Below are 14,566 nucleotides of genomic sequence, written 5' to 3'. Positions count from 1 at the left end.
GTATTGCTCTGGCAGGTCGGCCCAGGGGATGCCTGTTCGAAGGACATAGAAAATCCCGTTGATGACGCGCCGGTCGTCAACCCGCTTCACTCCGCGCGTCTTGTTTGGAAGAACCGCTTTGATGAATTCCAACTCCAGATCGCTCATGTCTGATCGTGCCATGTCCCACTCACGCCGTTATTTTCTGGAAATTGAATCACAAGTCTATGCTAAAGAAAAGAAATTAATGGGTGTGCTGCCTAGGGACTTTGCCGCGCAGATTTTGCGAGCTGGGTGGCTATGTGGATGATTTGTTGATGGTGCTGGCGCTGGATTGAGACCCTAGTGGGGGCAATTGCCACGGTGCGGCTACGATGCGGCTTGAGGCGCATGCGCCGGGGGGCTATGTCAGCGGCCAAAGGAAGGTGCGTCTTATGCCTCAGTTTTTTTCGACCGCGGACCCTGATTTTGACGACCGTTTTGCAAGCCTTTTGGGGGCAAAACGCGAGGACTCTCCGGATGTTGATGACGTTGTAGCGGGGATCATTGCGGATGTGCGCGCGCGAGGCGACGCGGCCCTGATTGAATTGACGGCGAAGTTTGACCGGTTTGATCTGACGTCCGAGACGATGACCTTTTCAGAAAGCGAGATTGAGGCGGCGGTAGCAACAGTGCCGCAGGTTGAGCGCGAGGCGCTGGCTTTGGCGGCGAGGCGTATCAGGGCCTATCACGCGCGTCAGATGCCGGAAGATCAGTCATGGACGGATGACGTGGGTGCCACGCTTGGCTGGCGTTGGGGACCGGTGGCTGCGGCGGGGCTTTATGTACCGGGCGGGATTGCGACCTATCCGTCGTCCGTTTTGATGAATGCGATACCGGCGCAGGTAGCAGGGGTTGAGCGCCTTGTCATGGTGACGCCTACGCCTGATGGCGCAGTGAACCCTTTGGTTTTGTTGGCTGCACAATTGTCAGGGATCAAGACGATCTACCGGATTGGCGGTGCGCAGGCGATTGCGGCTTTGGCTTACGGGACCCAAACGGTGCGCCCGGTGGACAAGATCACAGGCCCCGGCAATGCATTTGTGGCGGCGGCCAAGCGGCGGGTATTCGGACACGTCGGGATTGACATGATTGCTGGTCCATCCGAGATCTTGGTGATTGCGGATACGGACAACGATCCTGAATGGGTGGCGACGGATTTGCTATCGCAGGCCGAACACGACGAGAGCGCGCAGTCGATTTTGATCACCTCGGATAAGGTCTTTGGCGAGGCGGTTGTGGCGTCGATTGAAGGGCTTTTGGAGACGCTGGAGCGGCGTGATATTGCGCGGGCCAGCTGGCGGGATTATGGCGCAGTGATCGTGGTGCGTGATCTGGGTGAGGCGGCGGCGTTGACCGACGAGATCGCACCAGAGCATCTTGAATTGTGCGTGGCGAACCCCGAGGCTTTGGCGGCGAATATTAAACATGCAGGGGCGATATTCCTAGGGAAATGGACGCCGGAAGCGATCGGCGACTATGTGGGCGGGCCGAACCATGTGCTGCCGACGGCGCGCTCGGCGCGGTTTTCGTCAGGCCTTTCGGTGATGGATTTTCTGAAGCGCACAACGATTTCGAAAATGATTCCAGGCGCATTGGCGCAGATCGGTGAGGCTGCGGAAATATTGGCGAAAAGTGAGGGCCTTGAGGCGCATGGGTTAAGTGTGCGGGCAAGGTTGGACCAGTTGAACGAGGGGACGGGTGAATGAGTAAAATCGTCCAGATAGATATTGATGACAGCGCGTTGGCAGCCCCAACGCCAGAGATTGAACAGGAGCGCAGGGTCGCGGTGTTTGATCTTTTGGAGGACAATTCGTTCGATCTGCCGGAGCGGGACGGGCGGGCGGTGCCAGACGGGCCCTATCGGTTGCATTTAGCGATCCGCGAGCGGCGGTTGGTGTTTGATGTACAAACCGAAGCGGAAGAGCCTGCGGCTGAGTTTCATCTGGCTTTGGGGCCGTTTCGCCAAGTTGTGAAGGATTACTTTCAAATTTGCGAAAGTTATTTTGATGCGGTGAAAAAGCTGCCCCCGGGTCAGATCGAAGCGATAGATATGGCGCGGCGCGGCATTCACAACGAGGGCGCACGGGTGTTGCAAGAGCGCCTCGAGGGCAAAGCGGCACTTGATACGGATACGGCGCGGCGATTGTTCACGCTGATCTGCGTTCTGCATTTCGGGGGCTAGGCATTGGGGACATTACCTCAATCCATTCTTTTTTGCTGCGATCACAACGCAGTCCGGTCCCCGATGGCCGAAGGTATGATGAAGAAGTTCTATGGTCAAACGGCCTATGTGCAGTCTGCTGGCGTGCACAACGACATGGAGATCGACGGCTTTTCTATCGCGGTTTGCGAGGAATTGGGGATTGAGCTGGCGCGGCATCGCTCACGTAGTTTCGACGAGATGCAGGAGTGGGGCGACGATCTTTCGGGGTTCGATCTGGTGGTTGCGCTGTCGCCTGCGTCGCAGCGGCGCGCGCTTGAATTGACCCGGTTTTTCCACCTTGAGGTTGAGTATTGGCCGATTTTGGATCCGACGGGGTTGGGTGAGGGGCGCGAGGCGAAGCTGGAAAGCTATCGTCAGGCGCGGGATCAGATCCATGAGCGGATGTTGGCGCGGTTTGGGACTTTGACCAAGGAAGAGTGACGCTTTTCTCGCATTGCTTCACGTTTTGGCAAAAGGTGGTGTTGCCAAAGGCGTCAGCTGGAGGGGGGGCGAGGCTATGCTGCGCGCTTTGTTCGGGCTTGACGGCGGTGTCAGGCCACAAAGGTGCGTTGTCTTTGGGTTTTGGCGAGATTTGGCTTGATAATTTTGGCATTCGCGCCCATCTAAGCCTCGCCCGACTTTTCGGGCGACGCAAGGAGACAACATGGCCAAGGAAGAACTGCTCGAATTCCCTGGTGTCGTTAAAGAACTCCTGCCGAACGCGACATTTCGGGTCGAGCTTGAGAACGGCCATGAGATCATCGCGCACACGGCAGGCAAGATGCGCAAAAACCGCATCAGGGTTCTGGCCGGGGACAAAGTCCAGGTCGAGATGACACCCTACGACCTCACAAAAGGTCGGATCAATTATCGCTTCAAGTGACCGGCGACGGTGATGCGGCGCAGGTGCGCCCGCGATTGATCCTTGGGTCTGCAAGCCCGCGGCGGCGCGAATTGCTCGCACAAATTGGTGTCGTGCCGGACGATATTCGCCCGGCAGATATCGATGAAATCCCTTTGAAAGCCGAATTACCGCGCCCCTATTGCGCGCGCGTGACGTTGGCCAAAGCTGGCGCGACGACGCGCGCTTTGGGTGAGGTGGTGTTGGCGGCGGATACGACCGTTGCTATTGGGCGACGGATATTCGGCAAACCAGCGGACGAAAAAGAGGCGGCGGCGTTTTTGATAGCGCTTTCGGGGCGACGACATCGGGTTTTTACCTGTGTTGCTGTCGCCAGCGATAAAGGGCTGCGCTACCGCGTGGTCGAAAGCGTGGTGCGGATGAAGCGTTTGTCGGACATTGAGGTGAACGGCTACCTTGCAAGCGGCGATTGGCGCGGCAAGGCGGGGGGCTATGCCATCCAAGGGCCGGCGGGAACGTTCATCCCTTGGATAAGTGGTTCGTATTCGGCAATCATGGGATTGCCGGTGGCGGAGGCCGCAGTTTTGCTGCGCGACGCGGGCTACCCGGTCGAGGGGGGCTGGTAATGAAGGGTACTTTGGCGGTTTTGGGCGAGGTCGACGGCGTTGGAGCCGCGGCATTTTTGCGAGATGGTCAGCTTGACGATCTTCTGATCGATGCGCCCGATGACCGTATTCGTCCCGGCGCAATCTTCCGTGCACGCGCGACGCGGCCCATGAAGGGGCAGGGTGGATTGATCCTGTCGAGCCCGCAGGGGCCACTGTTTTTCCGGCAAGCCAAGGGTATCGCAAGCGGGCAACGGCTTATTGTGCAGGCGGCGACCTATGCGGAAGGCGGGAAGGCAACGCCGATCACGGATCGCATTGTTTTCAAAAGCAGATTTTGTCTGGTGACGCCAGGGGCTCCAGGCTTGAATATCTCACGCGACATCAAAGACGAGGAGCGCCGGGTAGAATTGCGCACCCTGTGCGACGCGGAAATGGGCGATGACGGGCTTGGGATTGTGTTGCGCTCTGTCTGCGCTGAAGCCGATGACGACGCGGTGTTGGACGATCTCCTGGAGATGTTGGCGCTTGCGCGGCAGGTCATGTCCGAGCCGGTTGATGGCGACGAAGAGTTGCTGTTGGACGGCCCGGATGCACAGACGCTTGCCTGGCGGGACTGGCCCGTAGCGGATCAGGCGGACGCGGACGACGGGGCTTTTGAACGCCATGGTCTTCATGAAGCGATTGCCGCGTCGAGGCGGGCGAATGTGCCACTGGGCGGCAGCGCACATATGTATGTCGAGCCGACGCGGGCTTTTGTGGCGGTGGATGTGAACACCGGCGGGGACACGTCTCCGGCGGCGGGCCTGAAGGCAAATATTGCCGCGATACGGGCGTTGCCACGGGCCTTGCGACTTCGTGGTCTGGGGGGGCAGATTGTTGTGGACGCCGCCCCTATGCCGAAGAAGGACCGCCGTCAGATCGAACAGGTCGCGCGGCTGGCGTTTAAGGCGGATGCAATCGAGACGTCTCTTGTGGGATGGACGCCGCTTGGGCATCTTGAACTTCAACGAAAACGCGAACGATTACCATTGAGTGAGAGCCTGAGATGAGCTGCCCGATTTGTAGTGAACCGACCGAAAAACAGTACCGACCGTTTTGCTCGCGCCGCTGTGCAGATGTGGATTTGGGTCGTTGGATGTTGGGGAAATACGCGATTCCTTCGGAAGCGGTGGAAGAAGATGATAGCCCCAAAACTAGCGATGACGAGGACGACGGGCGGCTGCATTGATTTTTTAATGCGCGGCCTCTGGACAGCCACGTGGCGGGCCATTAGAACGCAGCGACCCCAGACGAAGATGTTTGTCTTTCGTACCCGTGCCCGGGTAGCTCAGGGGTAGAGCAGTGGATTGAAAATCCTCGTGTCGGTGGTTCGATTCCGCCCCCGGGCACCACTAAAAGCATTTAAAATCAATAAGATGGAAGCGATCGCCTTGCGCGCGCCCAACGTATTTATGCGATTGGGTGACACTTTGGGTGACAGCTGACGGATTCTGGTTCCGATCTTAACTTTCCATGTACGTGAGTTTACGCCGCGTACGGCCCCAACCGGACTTTGGCCGCTCCATACAACGCTGCGGTGCAGCTTTCGCATTGCGGCCATTCGTGCATGGCGCAGCATTTTTGTCGGCTAAAACGTTGGTGTGCGGACCAAGCCGTCATTAGTGGCGGGCAAGTCTCGGCCCGAAGCCAACCGTCTCCTTCACAAGGCTAAAGTGGGGGGCAGCTCAGAAGCTTTGGGTGCGGACCAGGCATCAACCGCGAGCTACGTCTTCGCGACGAAAATATTGATCAAGCCAACCTTGCCGACGAAGGGAATACCAAAGGTTCGCTATCTGGTCTGCTTCGCAGCATCTCTAGGATGGCGGCGTCTTCAAGCCCATCTTCAAGTTTACCGGTCCAGACCCTGAAATACTCGAGGCGGTAGTCACCAAAGGATGTGATCATCGCAACATCGGCGGCATCTGAGCCCCGCACCATCAGGATTCTGCCGGCCCTAGGAATATTGTATCGTGCATCGAATGTGTGCCAACGCCCACCTAAAAACACTTCAAACCACGCGCAGAAATCGCCGGCGCCGGAGTACGGCACACCGATGTCGCCAAGGTAGCCGCTTGCGTAGCGGGCCGGGATATTCATGGCTCGGCAAAGCGAGATAGACAGATGCGCAAAATCGCGACAGACGCCGGTTTTTTCTCGAAAGACTTCCGAGGCAGTCTTGCTGGCGCGACCAAATTGATAGCCGAATGTGACGTGCTGATGGACGAACTGCGTTATCGCAAGCACCCGGTCCCACCCCTCGGGCGTATGCCCGAATAACGACCATGCATCATTGATTAGGTTATCGCTGTCGCAATATCGGCTTGCAAGCAGATGTTGCAGGACATCATCCGGCAAATCGGGGATGCTGTGCTGCTGCGCGGACGGCACCTGGACGTCTGGTTGCGCATCAAAGTCCATCACGCAATCCGACCATAATTTCGTAGCCCCGCTGGGTGCTACGACCCTGGTGATGCGATTTTGAAACTGATCGTCGTAGGTCCTGACCTGGCATTCATCAGGAACACGGACAAAATCCCCACCAATTAGACGCCCCCCCGCCGCGGGGTGCACGGAAAGAGCCAGAAGCATCGGCACGGGAGCGATACAGACAATGTCGATCTCAAAACCAAAACGGATTAGCACGAGTTCATCCTTGTTTTCAAAGCGGGGGCCGGCCATTGATCAAATTCACTGTTCGTGATGCGTGAATAGCGCGAGAGCTGCAATGCCTGAAAGGTTCCCTTGTCCCGTATCGTACAAATTATGCACCGGACAGAGTACAAATACGACCGCAAGATTATTCTGAACCCACATCATCTTATGTTGCGGCCGCGCGATGGACATGACCTGTGGGTGGAAGATGCATTTTTGCGCATCCAGCCGGATGCCAAACTTCGCTGGTATTTCGACACTTTCGGAAATTCAATCGCCGAAGCCACCTTTGACCAACCTACCAAATCGTTGATCATAGAAAGCGAGTTGTTTCTGCGCCGCTACGCAACGGAAATCCTCGCGCGTCAGGGCGGGACACATAACTGTCCCTATCCCTTCGACTACTCGGATGCTGATGCGCTTGACCTCTATCCGTATCTCACTTTGCAGCACGCTGGCGATATCAACGTCCTGGACCAATGGCTTGATGCCAATTTTGTCGACCGGCCGGATAGCGCCTTCCTCTTCCTGAAAAGCCTCAACCACTCCATCCACCGCACTCTCGGCTATTCAGGCCGCGAGGAGATGGGCACACAAACTGCTGCCGAAACTATCTCAAAGGGTGTGGGTACTTGCCGTGATTTTGCGTTTCTTTTTATGGAGGCGACGCGAAGGTTCGGCTTTGCAGCACGGTTCGTGACTGGTTACCTGAATGATACCGCTGGCGGACCAGATGCGCCGGTTGGCGGCGGTTCAACTCATGCCTGGGCAGATATCTTCGTGCCGGGAGAAGGGTGGATTGAGTTCGATCCGACGAATAGGATCACGGCTGGAAGCGCATTGATCCGGGTTGCGACGACGCGGACACCGCAACAAGCCTCGCCGATTTCAGGCAGTTTTGACGGAGCCAAGGCGTCATGCCTTGGCCTGACGGTTTCGGTGGATGTTAGGGAAGCTGACAGCCAAACTTGAACCCGAACTCTGAACCTTTTTTGCAAACCTGAAAAGGTGCTGCGTATAAAAATCCGTGCGCCCCTCTCGATCACGACGTCGATCACATTTGCGCGGCTCAGATAGCCCTCAGCAAATACTGAGCCTGTAAGGGAGACCATCAGGACGGCAAGCGATGTTGTCAGCGACTTCTTATTGTTCCCCCATCTCGGCAGAAAAAATATCTTGTTGGTTGAAGTGCCTTTGGCTAATTCAATTTCCATATGGATGAGCGGGATTAAGCGTAGTGGTGGGTCCGAGGCAGGAAGCGCAGGCGGGTCTGTTCTCGGAGATCTCGCTTGATGATCATGATCGTCAAGATCATCTGCTGCGCTCGATTGATCGGCTTTCTAATCTTAGCCGCATCCGGCGGCATTTGGCGGATTTCTACTGTCACACGTGCCGCGCCTCGATAGCTCCGGAACTGCTGACACTGCCGCTCCGTATGCTTCATTTGGCGAAAGGCAGGTCGTGATGTCCTTGAGTGCTGTCACGGGCACGGGCAACGTGTTGGCGCAGCGCGTCCGGGCTCATCTCTGTCGAATTGTTGGAAAGGCGACTCCCATCACTTATCAAGCGCCCTGGACCTGTCACCACCAAACACGATCTACCAGCTTACGCTCGCGTTGGAGCGGCTGATGGAGGAAGATGCCGCCGCCATTCTGAATATGCGCAGGGAGCGCTATCAGAGAAGGCTTGGTTGAGACGGGCAGGGGAACGGCCTAGCCTTGCGAAGTAACCAGGTCAAATTCGTTTTGCTATTTCAAAACATCGCCTGAAATCATTCGCTTGGCTGTCATGCTATTCATCCGGCTTACGCTGTCGCTGCGAAACGTGGAGTATTCGCTATGCCAGAGCTGGATCGACGTCCGCCACGAGACAGTCCGGTTTCGGTGGAACAGATTTGGGCCGATGTTCACCGCCGGGATCTGGAAGAGGCGAATACCCGAAAAATCTTGTGTGATTGAGAATTCCGTCATGGTCCCCAGCCGTTGCGCTCTTTGGTCAAACCGAGACACCGCGCAGGAGGTCTTCGCGGGCGACCTCGCCCTTGCGGCCAGACAGGCTGACCGAGCCGCGCTTCAGGACGTAGAAAGTGTCGCCTAGGTCGTAGGCGAAGCTGAAGTATTGCTCGACGAGGACGATCGCCATTTCGGCCTGTTCGCGCAGAAGGCTGATCACGTCGCCGATCTGCTGAATGATGTTGGGTTGGATGCCTTCAGTTGGCTCGTCAAGAAGGAGAAGTTTCGGCTTGGCGATGAGCGCGCGAGCGATGGCAAGTTGTTGCTGCTGGCCGCCAGAGAGGTCACCGCCGCGACGGTGGAGGAAGTCTTTCAGGATCGGAAAGAGGTCGAAAATTTCGTCCGGCACGAAGTGTTCGGAGCGGGGCAGACAGGCGAAGCCGGTTTCGAGATTTTCGCGAACCGTGAGCAGCGGGAAGATATCGCGCCCTTGCGGGACGTAGGCCACGCCCATTTGCGCAAGCGCATGGGCGCGGGGCTTTTTCAAAGGTGTGCCGGTCAGGTTAATTGTACCGCCCGATGTCGGATGGGTGCCTGAAATGGCTTTGAGAAGGCTTGTTTTGCCAACGCCATTGGTACCCATTATGCAGGTGATCTCGCCCTTGCGCGCAGTGATATCAATGCCATTCAGAATTTGGCTACCGCCGTAATGAAGGGTCAGACCTGCGGTTTTGAGGATGTCAGCGTCCAAGGTAAACCTCGATTACTTTCTGGTTTTGCGTCACGTGGTCGATCGAGCCTTCGGCGAGTACCGAGCCTTCGTGGAGAACCGACACGCGGCAATCAAGGCGGCGGACGAACTCCATGTCGTGTTCCACAACGACGACGGCGCGGGTTTTGGCGGCTTCGCGCAGGATGTCTGTGGTGTGTTCACGCTCGGCCGGGGTCATGCCCGCTGCGGGTTCATCGACAAGGAGAAGCTTGGGTTCTTGTGCCAGCAACATGCCAATTTCCAGCCATTGCTTTTGGCCGTGAGAGAGCTCTCCGGCCTTGCGACGGAGGGCGGATTCCAGGCCGATTTCTGACGCGAGCTCTTCAATGCGGGTTTGGTCGTCGCGGGACGCTTTGAAGAGCAGGACCGAGAACGGGCCGCGGTTCTTTTTGAGGGCCAGCAGAAGGTTGTCGGCGACGGATTGGTCCTCGAAAACCGTGGGCTTCTGGAATTTACGACCAACACCTGCTTGCGCAATGCTGCTTTCGGACATGTGCAATAGCGAGATGGCCCTGTCACCGTAGATCACACGGCCTTCCTCGGGGCGCGTTTTGCCGGTGATGATGTCCATGAAGGTAGTTTTGCCTGCGCCGTTGGGGCCGATCACGGCACGGAGTTCTTTTTCGGCAATCTGGAAGGATAGGTTGTTGATGGCTTTGAAGCCGTCAAATGAGACCGAGACGCCTGAAACTTCGAGGAGGGTGGTCATTTTTCGGCCTCCTGTTCGCGCAAGGCGCCGGGATCAGGGCCGAGATCGGCGCCAAAGCGGTTCGGGCTTTTGCGATCTATGAAGATGTCGACAAGGCCACCGATGCCTTTGGGGGCGAAAAGTGTGATGGCGACGAAGGAAAAACCAAGGAGGACGATCCACCAGTCGACCCATTGGATCGTATAAAATCCCAGGTTGATGTTAGGGGCCTGGCCGCCGGTGAACCATGTCGAAAGCAGCGAAACGAAAGCAGCGCCAATGACGGCGCCGTAAAGGCGGCCCCGGCCTCCGATGGCGACCCAGACCGCGAGGTAAATCGAGGCGATGGGGGCCATTTCAGCTGGATTTATGATACCCGCCTGGGGGTAGTAGAGCGCGCCGGCGATGCCCGCGAGGACCGCCGTCAGAGTGAAGATGAACAGTTTGAAGCCCTCAACAGGGTAGCCGAGAAAGCGCACGCGGGTTTCGTCGTCGCGGATGGCACGGATCACGCTGCCGAACTTGCCGGAGACGATCCAGGCACAGATAATGTAGCCGAGCCCGAGTGCGATGGCGGAGGCCCAAAAGAACCAGAGCGAGACGGTGGATTGTGGAAAGTCGTCGAGGCCGGGCAGGTTTTGCAGGCCGGAGAGGCCGTTATTGCCGCGCAGGCCGCTGTCGTTTTGGAAGAGGTGCAGCGAGAGGGCCAGCGTCATCGCCTGGGTCAGGATCGACAGATAGACACCAGTGACGCGGCTGCGGAAGGCGAGCCAGCCGAAGATCAGAGCGAGGAGGCCGGGCACGAGGACGACTGCGGCGAGTTGCAATGGCAGCGAGTGGGCGAAGGCCCAGATGGGCGGAAATTCTGAGGCGCCGACAACGCCGAAGATTTGGCCTGCGATACCGTCGGATATTTCTTGTGGCGTGGCGGGTAGGGGGGCAGCTTTGAGGCTTTCGATGACGATAAGTTCGGTGCGCGCATACATCAGCCACATGCCGATGGCGTAGCCGCCAAGGCCAAAGAACGCCATGTGGCCAAGCGAAAGAATGCCGCAATAGCCCCAGACAAGATCCATCGCCAGGGCGACGAGGCAGAGGCAAAGAGTTTTACCCAAAGTTTTGATAAAGCTGGTGGAAATGATACCTAGGCCGAGGCCGTCGGACAGGATCGTCACGGCGATTGTGAAGAGCCCAAGGGCTGCGAGGAAGACCAGTACGGACGGGAAGCGCAGGGCGAGGGGTTGGCGACGAAGGCCGCTTGCGAGGGTGGCGTCGGTCATAGAGTTGCGCCGCCGTTGACGTCGCGGGGATGGGGCTTTCTCTCACTCATTGCGGCGCCATTTGTTGCCTTACGGCGATTTCTAGGAATCGCCGTAAGGCCCCCAGACCTCGGAGTATTTTTACCAAGAAGAATGCGTGGATCGCTTAACAAGATTGAAAGTCTCTGCATGTTACGCTTCTGCCGCGCGGCCCTTGAGGGCGATGATGCCTTTGGGGCGGAACTGAATGAACAGGATGATGAAGAGGATCATGTAGGTTTGTGCGGCCAGCGTGTTTGAGGGGTTCATCCACACGATGCCTTTTGGAATCGTTCCGACCATGGTCGCGCCCAAAAGCGTGCCCCAGATGTTGCCGACGCCTCCGACGACGACGGTCATGAAGGATTGCACGATATAGTCCGTGCCCATTTCCGAAGTGACTTTTGCGTAAAGGCCGATGGCCACGCCCGCGACGCCTGCAATGCCGGAGCCGAGGCCAAAGGTGAGCATGTTTATCTTGTCCGGGTTGATACCCATCGAGGCGGCCATGCGAGGGTTTTGGGTGACCGCGCGCACTTCAAGGCCAAGGCGGGTGCGGTTCATGATGAAGAGGAAAAGGCAGAGGAACATCAGGGCGAGGACGAAGATTGCGATGCGGATGTAGCTGATCGAGACGATATCGTTGATCACAAGCGAGCCATCGAGCCATGCGGGTGACGTGAGCGGGCGGGCTTGAGTGCCGAAGATATTCTTTGCAATCTGTTGCAGCGCGATGGAAATGCCGAAGGTGGCAAGCAAGGTTTCCAGCGGGCGGTGGTAGAGGTGGCGAATAACCAGGCGCTCCATCGCGACGCCCGCGGCGAAGGTGATTGTAAAGGCGAGCGGAAGCGCGAGGGCGATTGAGAGCGTGTAGTCAGGCACGAAAAGCTGGACCACGTAGCCGGTGTAAGCGCCCATCATGATAAACTCACCGTGGGCCATGTTGATCACGCCCATGACGCCGAAAGTAATGGCAAGGCCGATGGCAGCGAGGAAGTAGATCGAGGCAAGGGACAGGGCGTCGAGGCCGAGGTCGGCGGCTTGATTAATGGCGACTTTGCTTTCGATTGCTGCGAGGGCCGCCTTTGCCGCAAGGGCCACGGCGGGTGGTGCGCCCGTGTAGCGTTCGAAAAAGACGCTTGCGTCGATGGCGGTGTCGATTTCGGTATCTGTCGCTACGGCGTCCACTGCGCCTGCCGCGGCAAGGGCGGCATAAGCGATGTCTCGTGCGGCTTCGGTGTTTAGCGATGCGAGCTGGATGCCGCCGACGGCGCCGTCTGTGACGTTGGCAACGAGGGCCTCTCGCTGCTCGGCGCGCGCAATTCGGGGTTTAGCGACGCCTGCCTCGACGAGGAGGTCATAAGCCGCGGCGCGCGGAAAGGTTTCGGAACCGGGAGTGAGGGCGCGGGCGATATCGGTGCCTTCGGGAAGGGTCGCTGCGGTTTCGACGCGTGTGGCGACAAGCGGGTTCAGCGCGGCGCGCACATCGACGCCAAGGTCGCCTGCGAAGCCGTTGATTGCGGTGATGCGTTCATCGTCGGTGTCGCCGAAGCGAATTGTGAGGAGCCGTTCAAGGCGGATTTTAGAGGCCTTAATATCCGCGTTTGGCTCGCTTTCGGTGCTGGACCGCAAGGCGGCAAGGTGCGACTTTTCCGCGCCACGTTCGATTGCGGCAACGGCGCGGAGACGCTCCGTCGGGTCTGGATCGCTTAGCTGAAATTGCACGAGGGCGGTGCCGATCATGCTGCGGATGCCGGAATTGGGTTTCAGTTGCGTGTAGTCGTCTTCAAGTGCTTGGCCGATTTCTATGTCGTTAGATATGTCGAAAATCTGAAGTGTGTCTCGGTCAATTTCTGTCGCGAAAACGAAGACACCAGTGGCTTTGTTGAACCACATTTCCTTAGCTTGCCAGCGGTTCAGGACGACCTGAGCTTCTGGCAACCCGCTCGCGGCCAGCGCGTCAATGGCTGGGCCGATGGTGCGGCGGGAGCTTTTGGCGATAGCTTCGCCATATTCCTGCAAGAGCATTTGGATTTGCGCGTCGGATTGTTGGGCTGACGCCGGTTGACTCGTCAAAAGAAAGACCGCCAGAAGGGAAGTGAGGATGGCCCGCATGTGCTGCTCCGCTTGGAATCGAAGGGCGAGGGTCGCCCTTCGGTTTGCTTAATTAAGCTTTTAGTTTCAGATCAGTAGTTAGATTTGATCTGCACGCAGCTTTCGGTTTCGGTGTTGTACATGCCGCACCCAAGCTCGGCCCAGTCAGAGACCAGAACGGCCGATTCTGGCAAGAAGTCGGTCCAAGCATCGCCCGGCACTTCTGCAGTCTGGCTGATGATGTCAAACTGGCCGTCTGCCTGAATTTCACCGATCAGAACCGGCTTGGAGAGATGGTGGTTTGGCAGCATGACTGCTGTGCCGCCTGTCAGGTTCGGAAATTCCTGACCGTACATGGCAGTGCGGACCGCATCGACATCGGTGGTACCGGCTGCTTCAACCGCGTTTACCCACATGTTGAAGCCGATATAGTGCGCTTCCATTGGATCGTTGGTGACACGCTCTTCGCCCATGCGGGCTTTCCATGCGGCGATCCAGCCTTCGTTGGCTTCGGTATCGGCGGACTGGAAGTAGTTCCACGCTGCAAGATGGCCGACGAGGTTCGATGTGTCGAGACCCGACAGTTCTTCTTCACCGACCGAGAAAGCCACAACCGGGATGTCGTCTGCCGAGATACCGGCGGCGGCGAGTTCTTTGTAAAAGCCGACGTTGGCGTCGCCGTTGATCGTGGAGATCACGCCGACTTTTTTGCCGTCTGCGCCAAGGGCCACGACGTCAGCCACGATTTTGGACCAGTCGGAGTGGCCGAAAGGCGTGTAGTTGACGAAGATGTCGTCCGCCGCGATGCCCTGTTGCTGAAGGTAGCTTTCGAGGATGTTGTTTGTGGTGCGCGGGTAGACGTAGTCGGTCCCGAGAAGGGCGAATTTTTCAACGCCAAGCTCTTCAAGGAAGTAATCCGTGGCCGGGATAGCCTGCTGATTTGGGGCCGCGCCTGTGTAGAAGACGTTCTTTGAACTTTCTTCGCCTTCATACTGAACAGGGTAGAAGAGGAGGCCGTTCAGTTCTTCGATTACTGGAAGAACGGACTTGCGGCTGACGGATGTCCAGTTGCCAAAAGTGACGTCTACTTCGTGTACCGTAAGCAGTTCGCGGGCTTTTTCAGCGAAAAGCGGCCAGTCGGACGCAGGGTCAACGACGACGGCTTCCAGTTCGCAGCCAAGCACGCCACCAGCAGCGTTTTGCTGTTCGATCAGCATTTCCATCGTGTCTTTCAGGGTGGTTTCCGAGATTGCCATCGTGCCAGAGAGCGAGTGCAGAACACCAACTTTGATCGGGCAGCTTGCCTCTTGGGCAAAGCCCGGCAAGCTAGATGCCAACAAAGCGGCAGCGGTTGTTGTGGTTAACAGTTTCATCGAC

At 57.6% G+C, this 14,566-nt stretch carries 16 protein-coding genes, 1 tRNA gene and 1 pseudogene; 10 read left to right on the top strand and 8 right to left on the bottom strand.

Going from position 1 to position 14,566, the window contains the following annotated elements; all coding sequences use genetic code 11:
- A partial coding sequence (locus Q1B15_RS08535) for a transposase (RefSeq protein WP_299752987.1) occupies window positions 1-162 on the bottom strand: 162 nt, incomplete at its 3' end.
- A gap of 251 nt (window positions 163-413) precedes the next feature.
- On the opposite strand from Q1B15_RS08535, the gene hisD reads away from it, so the two are divergent.
- The 8 genes from hisD (at window position 414) to Q1B15_RS08495 (ending at window position 5,085) form a co-directional block, all read left to right on the top strand.
- Window positions 414-1,727 (top strand): histidinol dehydrogenase, encoded by a 1,314-nt coding sequence (hisD, locus tag Q1B15_RS08530; protein ID WP_299752978.1) that lies wholly within the window; start codon window positions 414-416, stop codon window positions 1,725-1,727.
- On the top strand, window positions 1,724-2,203 hold the full coding sequence (locus Q1B15_RS08525) for a UPF0262 family protein (protein WP_299752975.1): 480 nt from the start codon (window positions 1,724-1,726) through the stop codon (window positions 2,201-2,203). The genes hisD and Q1B15_RS08525 overlap by 4 nt, the downstream gene beginning before the upstream one ends.
- A 3-nt stretch (window positions 2,204-2,206) precedes the next feature.
- Window positions 2,207-2,665, top strand: coding sequence for a low molecular weight phosphatase family protein (locus Q1B15_RS08520; RefSeq protein ID WP_299752972.1), 459 nt, complete (start codon window positions 2,207-2,209; stop codon window positions 2,663-2,665).
- 223 nt (window positions 2,666-2,888) lie between these two features.
- On the top strand, window positions 2,889-3,107 hold the full coding sequence (gene infA / locus Q1B15_RS08515; RefSeq protein WP_007205486.1) for a translation initiation factor IF-1: 219 nt from the start codon (window positions 2,889-2,891) through the stop codon (window positions 3,105-3,107).
- Window positions 3,104-3,712, top strand: a complete 609-nt coding sequence (locus Q1B15_RS08510; protein WP_299752968.1) for a nucleoside triphosphate pyrophosphatase — start codon at window positions 3,104-3,106, stop codon at window positions 3,710-3,712. Before infA ends, Q1B15_RS08510 begins: the two co-directional genes overlap by 4 nt.
- On the top strand, window positions 3,712-4,743 hold the full coding sequence (locus Q1B15_RS08505; RefSeq protein WP_299752965.1) for a ribonuclease E/G: 1,032 nt from the start codon (window positions 3,712-3,714) through the stop codon (window positions 4,741-4,743). The genes Q1B15_RS08510 and Q1B15_RS08505 overlap by 1 nt, the downstream gene beginning before the upstream one ends.
- Window positions 4,740-4,922 (top strand): DNA gyrase inhibitor YacG, encoded by a 183-nt coding sequence (gene yacG / locus Q1B15_RS08500; RefSeq protein WP_299752962.1) that lies wholly within the window; start codon window positions 4,740-4,742, stop codon window positions 4,920-4,922. The genes Q1B15_RS08505 and yacG overlap by 4 nt, the downstream gene beginning before the upstream one ends.
- An 88-nt stretch (window positions 4,923-5,010) precedes the next feature.
- Window positions 5,011-5,085, top strand: a tRNA-Phe gene (locus tag Q1B15_RS08495).
- 397 nt (window positions 5,086-5,482) lie between these two features.
- On the opposite strand, the gene Q1B15_RS08490 is transcribed toward Q1B15_RS08495, so the two are convergent.
- Window positions 5,483-6,376: a transglutaminase family protein gene (locus Q1B15_RS08490; protein WP_299752959.1), complete on the bottom strand. Its 894-nt coding sequence runs from the start codon at window positions 6,374-6,376 to the stop codon at window positions 5,483-5,485.
- A 99-nt stretch (window positions 6,377-6,475) separates the two neighbouring features.
- Between Q1B15_RS08490 and Q1B15_RS08485 the strand changes: the two genes are divergently transcribed.
- Together Q1B15_RS08485 and Q1B15_RS08480 are read left to right on the top strand one after the other, a co-directional pair.
- Window positions 6,476-7,357: a transglutaminase family protein gene (locus tag Q1B15_RS08485; protein WP_299752957.1), complete on the top strand. Its 882-nt coding sequence runs from the start codon at window positions 6,476-6,478 to the stop codon at window positions 7,355-7,357.
- Between the two features lie 265 nt (window positions 7,358-7,622).
- A pseudogene (locus Q1B15_RS08480) lies at window positions 7,623-7,826 on the top strand (IS5/IS1182 family transposase); the annotation flags it as partial.
- 307 nt (window positions 7,827-8,133) lie between these two features.
- Here Q1B15_RS08480 and Q1B15_RS23400 read toward each other — a convergent pair.
- From Q1B15_RS23400 to urtA, 6 genes are all read right to left on the bottom strand, one after another.
- Complete coding sequence (locus Q1B15_RS23400; RefSeq protein ID WP_366141695.1) at window positions 8,134-8,355, bottom strand: hypothetical protein; 222 nt, start codon at window positions 8,353-8,355, stop codon at window positions 8,134-8,136.
- Window positions 8,356-8,380: 25 nt separating this feature from the next.
- Window positions 8,381-9,076, bottom strand: a complete 696-nt coding sequence (gene urtE, locus Q1B15_RS08470; RefSeq protein ID WP_299752984.1) for an urea ABC transporter ATP-binding subunit UrtE — start codon at window positions 9,074-9,076, stop codon at window positions 8,381-8,383.
- A 1-nt stretch (window position 9,077) separates the two neighbouring features.
- Window positions 9,078-9,818, bottom strand: a complete 741-nt coding sequence (gene urtD / locus Q1B15_RS08465; RefSeq protein ID WP_299752954.1) for an urea ABC transporter ATP-binding protein UrtD — start codon at window positions 9,816-9,818, stop codon at window positions 9,078-9,080.
- Entirely contained in the window at window positions 9,815-11,077 is a 1,263-nt protein-coding gene (gene urtC, locus Q1B15_RS08460; RefSeq protein WP_299752951.1) for an urea ABC transporter permease subunit UrtC, read from the bottom strand. Before urtC ends, urtD begins: the two co-directional genes overlap by 4 nt.
- Window positions 11,078-11,248: 171 nt before the next feature.
- Window positions 11,249-13,210: an urea ABC transporter permease subunit UrtB gene (gene urtB, locus Q1B15_RS08455; RefSeq protein ID WP_299752948.1), complete on the bottom strand. Its 1,962-nt coding sequence runs from the start codon at window positions 13,208-13,210 to the stop codon at window positions 11,249-11,251.
- Between the two features lie 71 nt (window positions 13,211-13,281).
- Window positions 13,282-14,562, bottom strand: a complete 1,281-nt coding sequence (gene urtA, locus Q1B15_RS08450; protein WP_299752981.1) for an urea ABC transporter substrate-binding protein — start codon at window positions 14,560-14,562, stop codon at window positions 13,282-13,284.
- Window positions 14,563-14,566: the final 4 nt, after the last annotated feature.

Source organism: uncultured Boseongicola sp. (genome assembly GCF_937988555.1).
Classification (GTDB): domain Bacteria; phylum Pseudomonadota; class Alphaproteobacteria; order Rhodobacterales; family Rhodobacteraceae; genus Boseongicola.
Note: the sequence above shows the minus strand (reverse complement) of the source record. Positions and strands in the feature narration are given on the sequence as shown.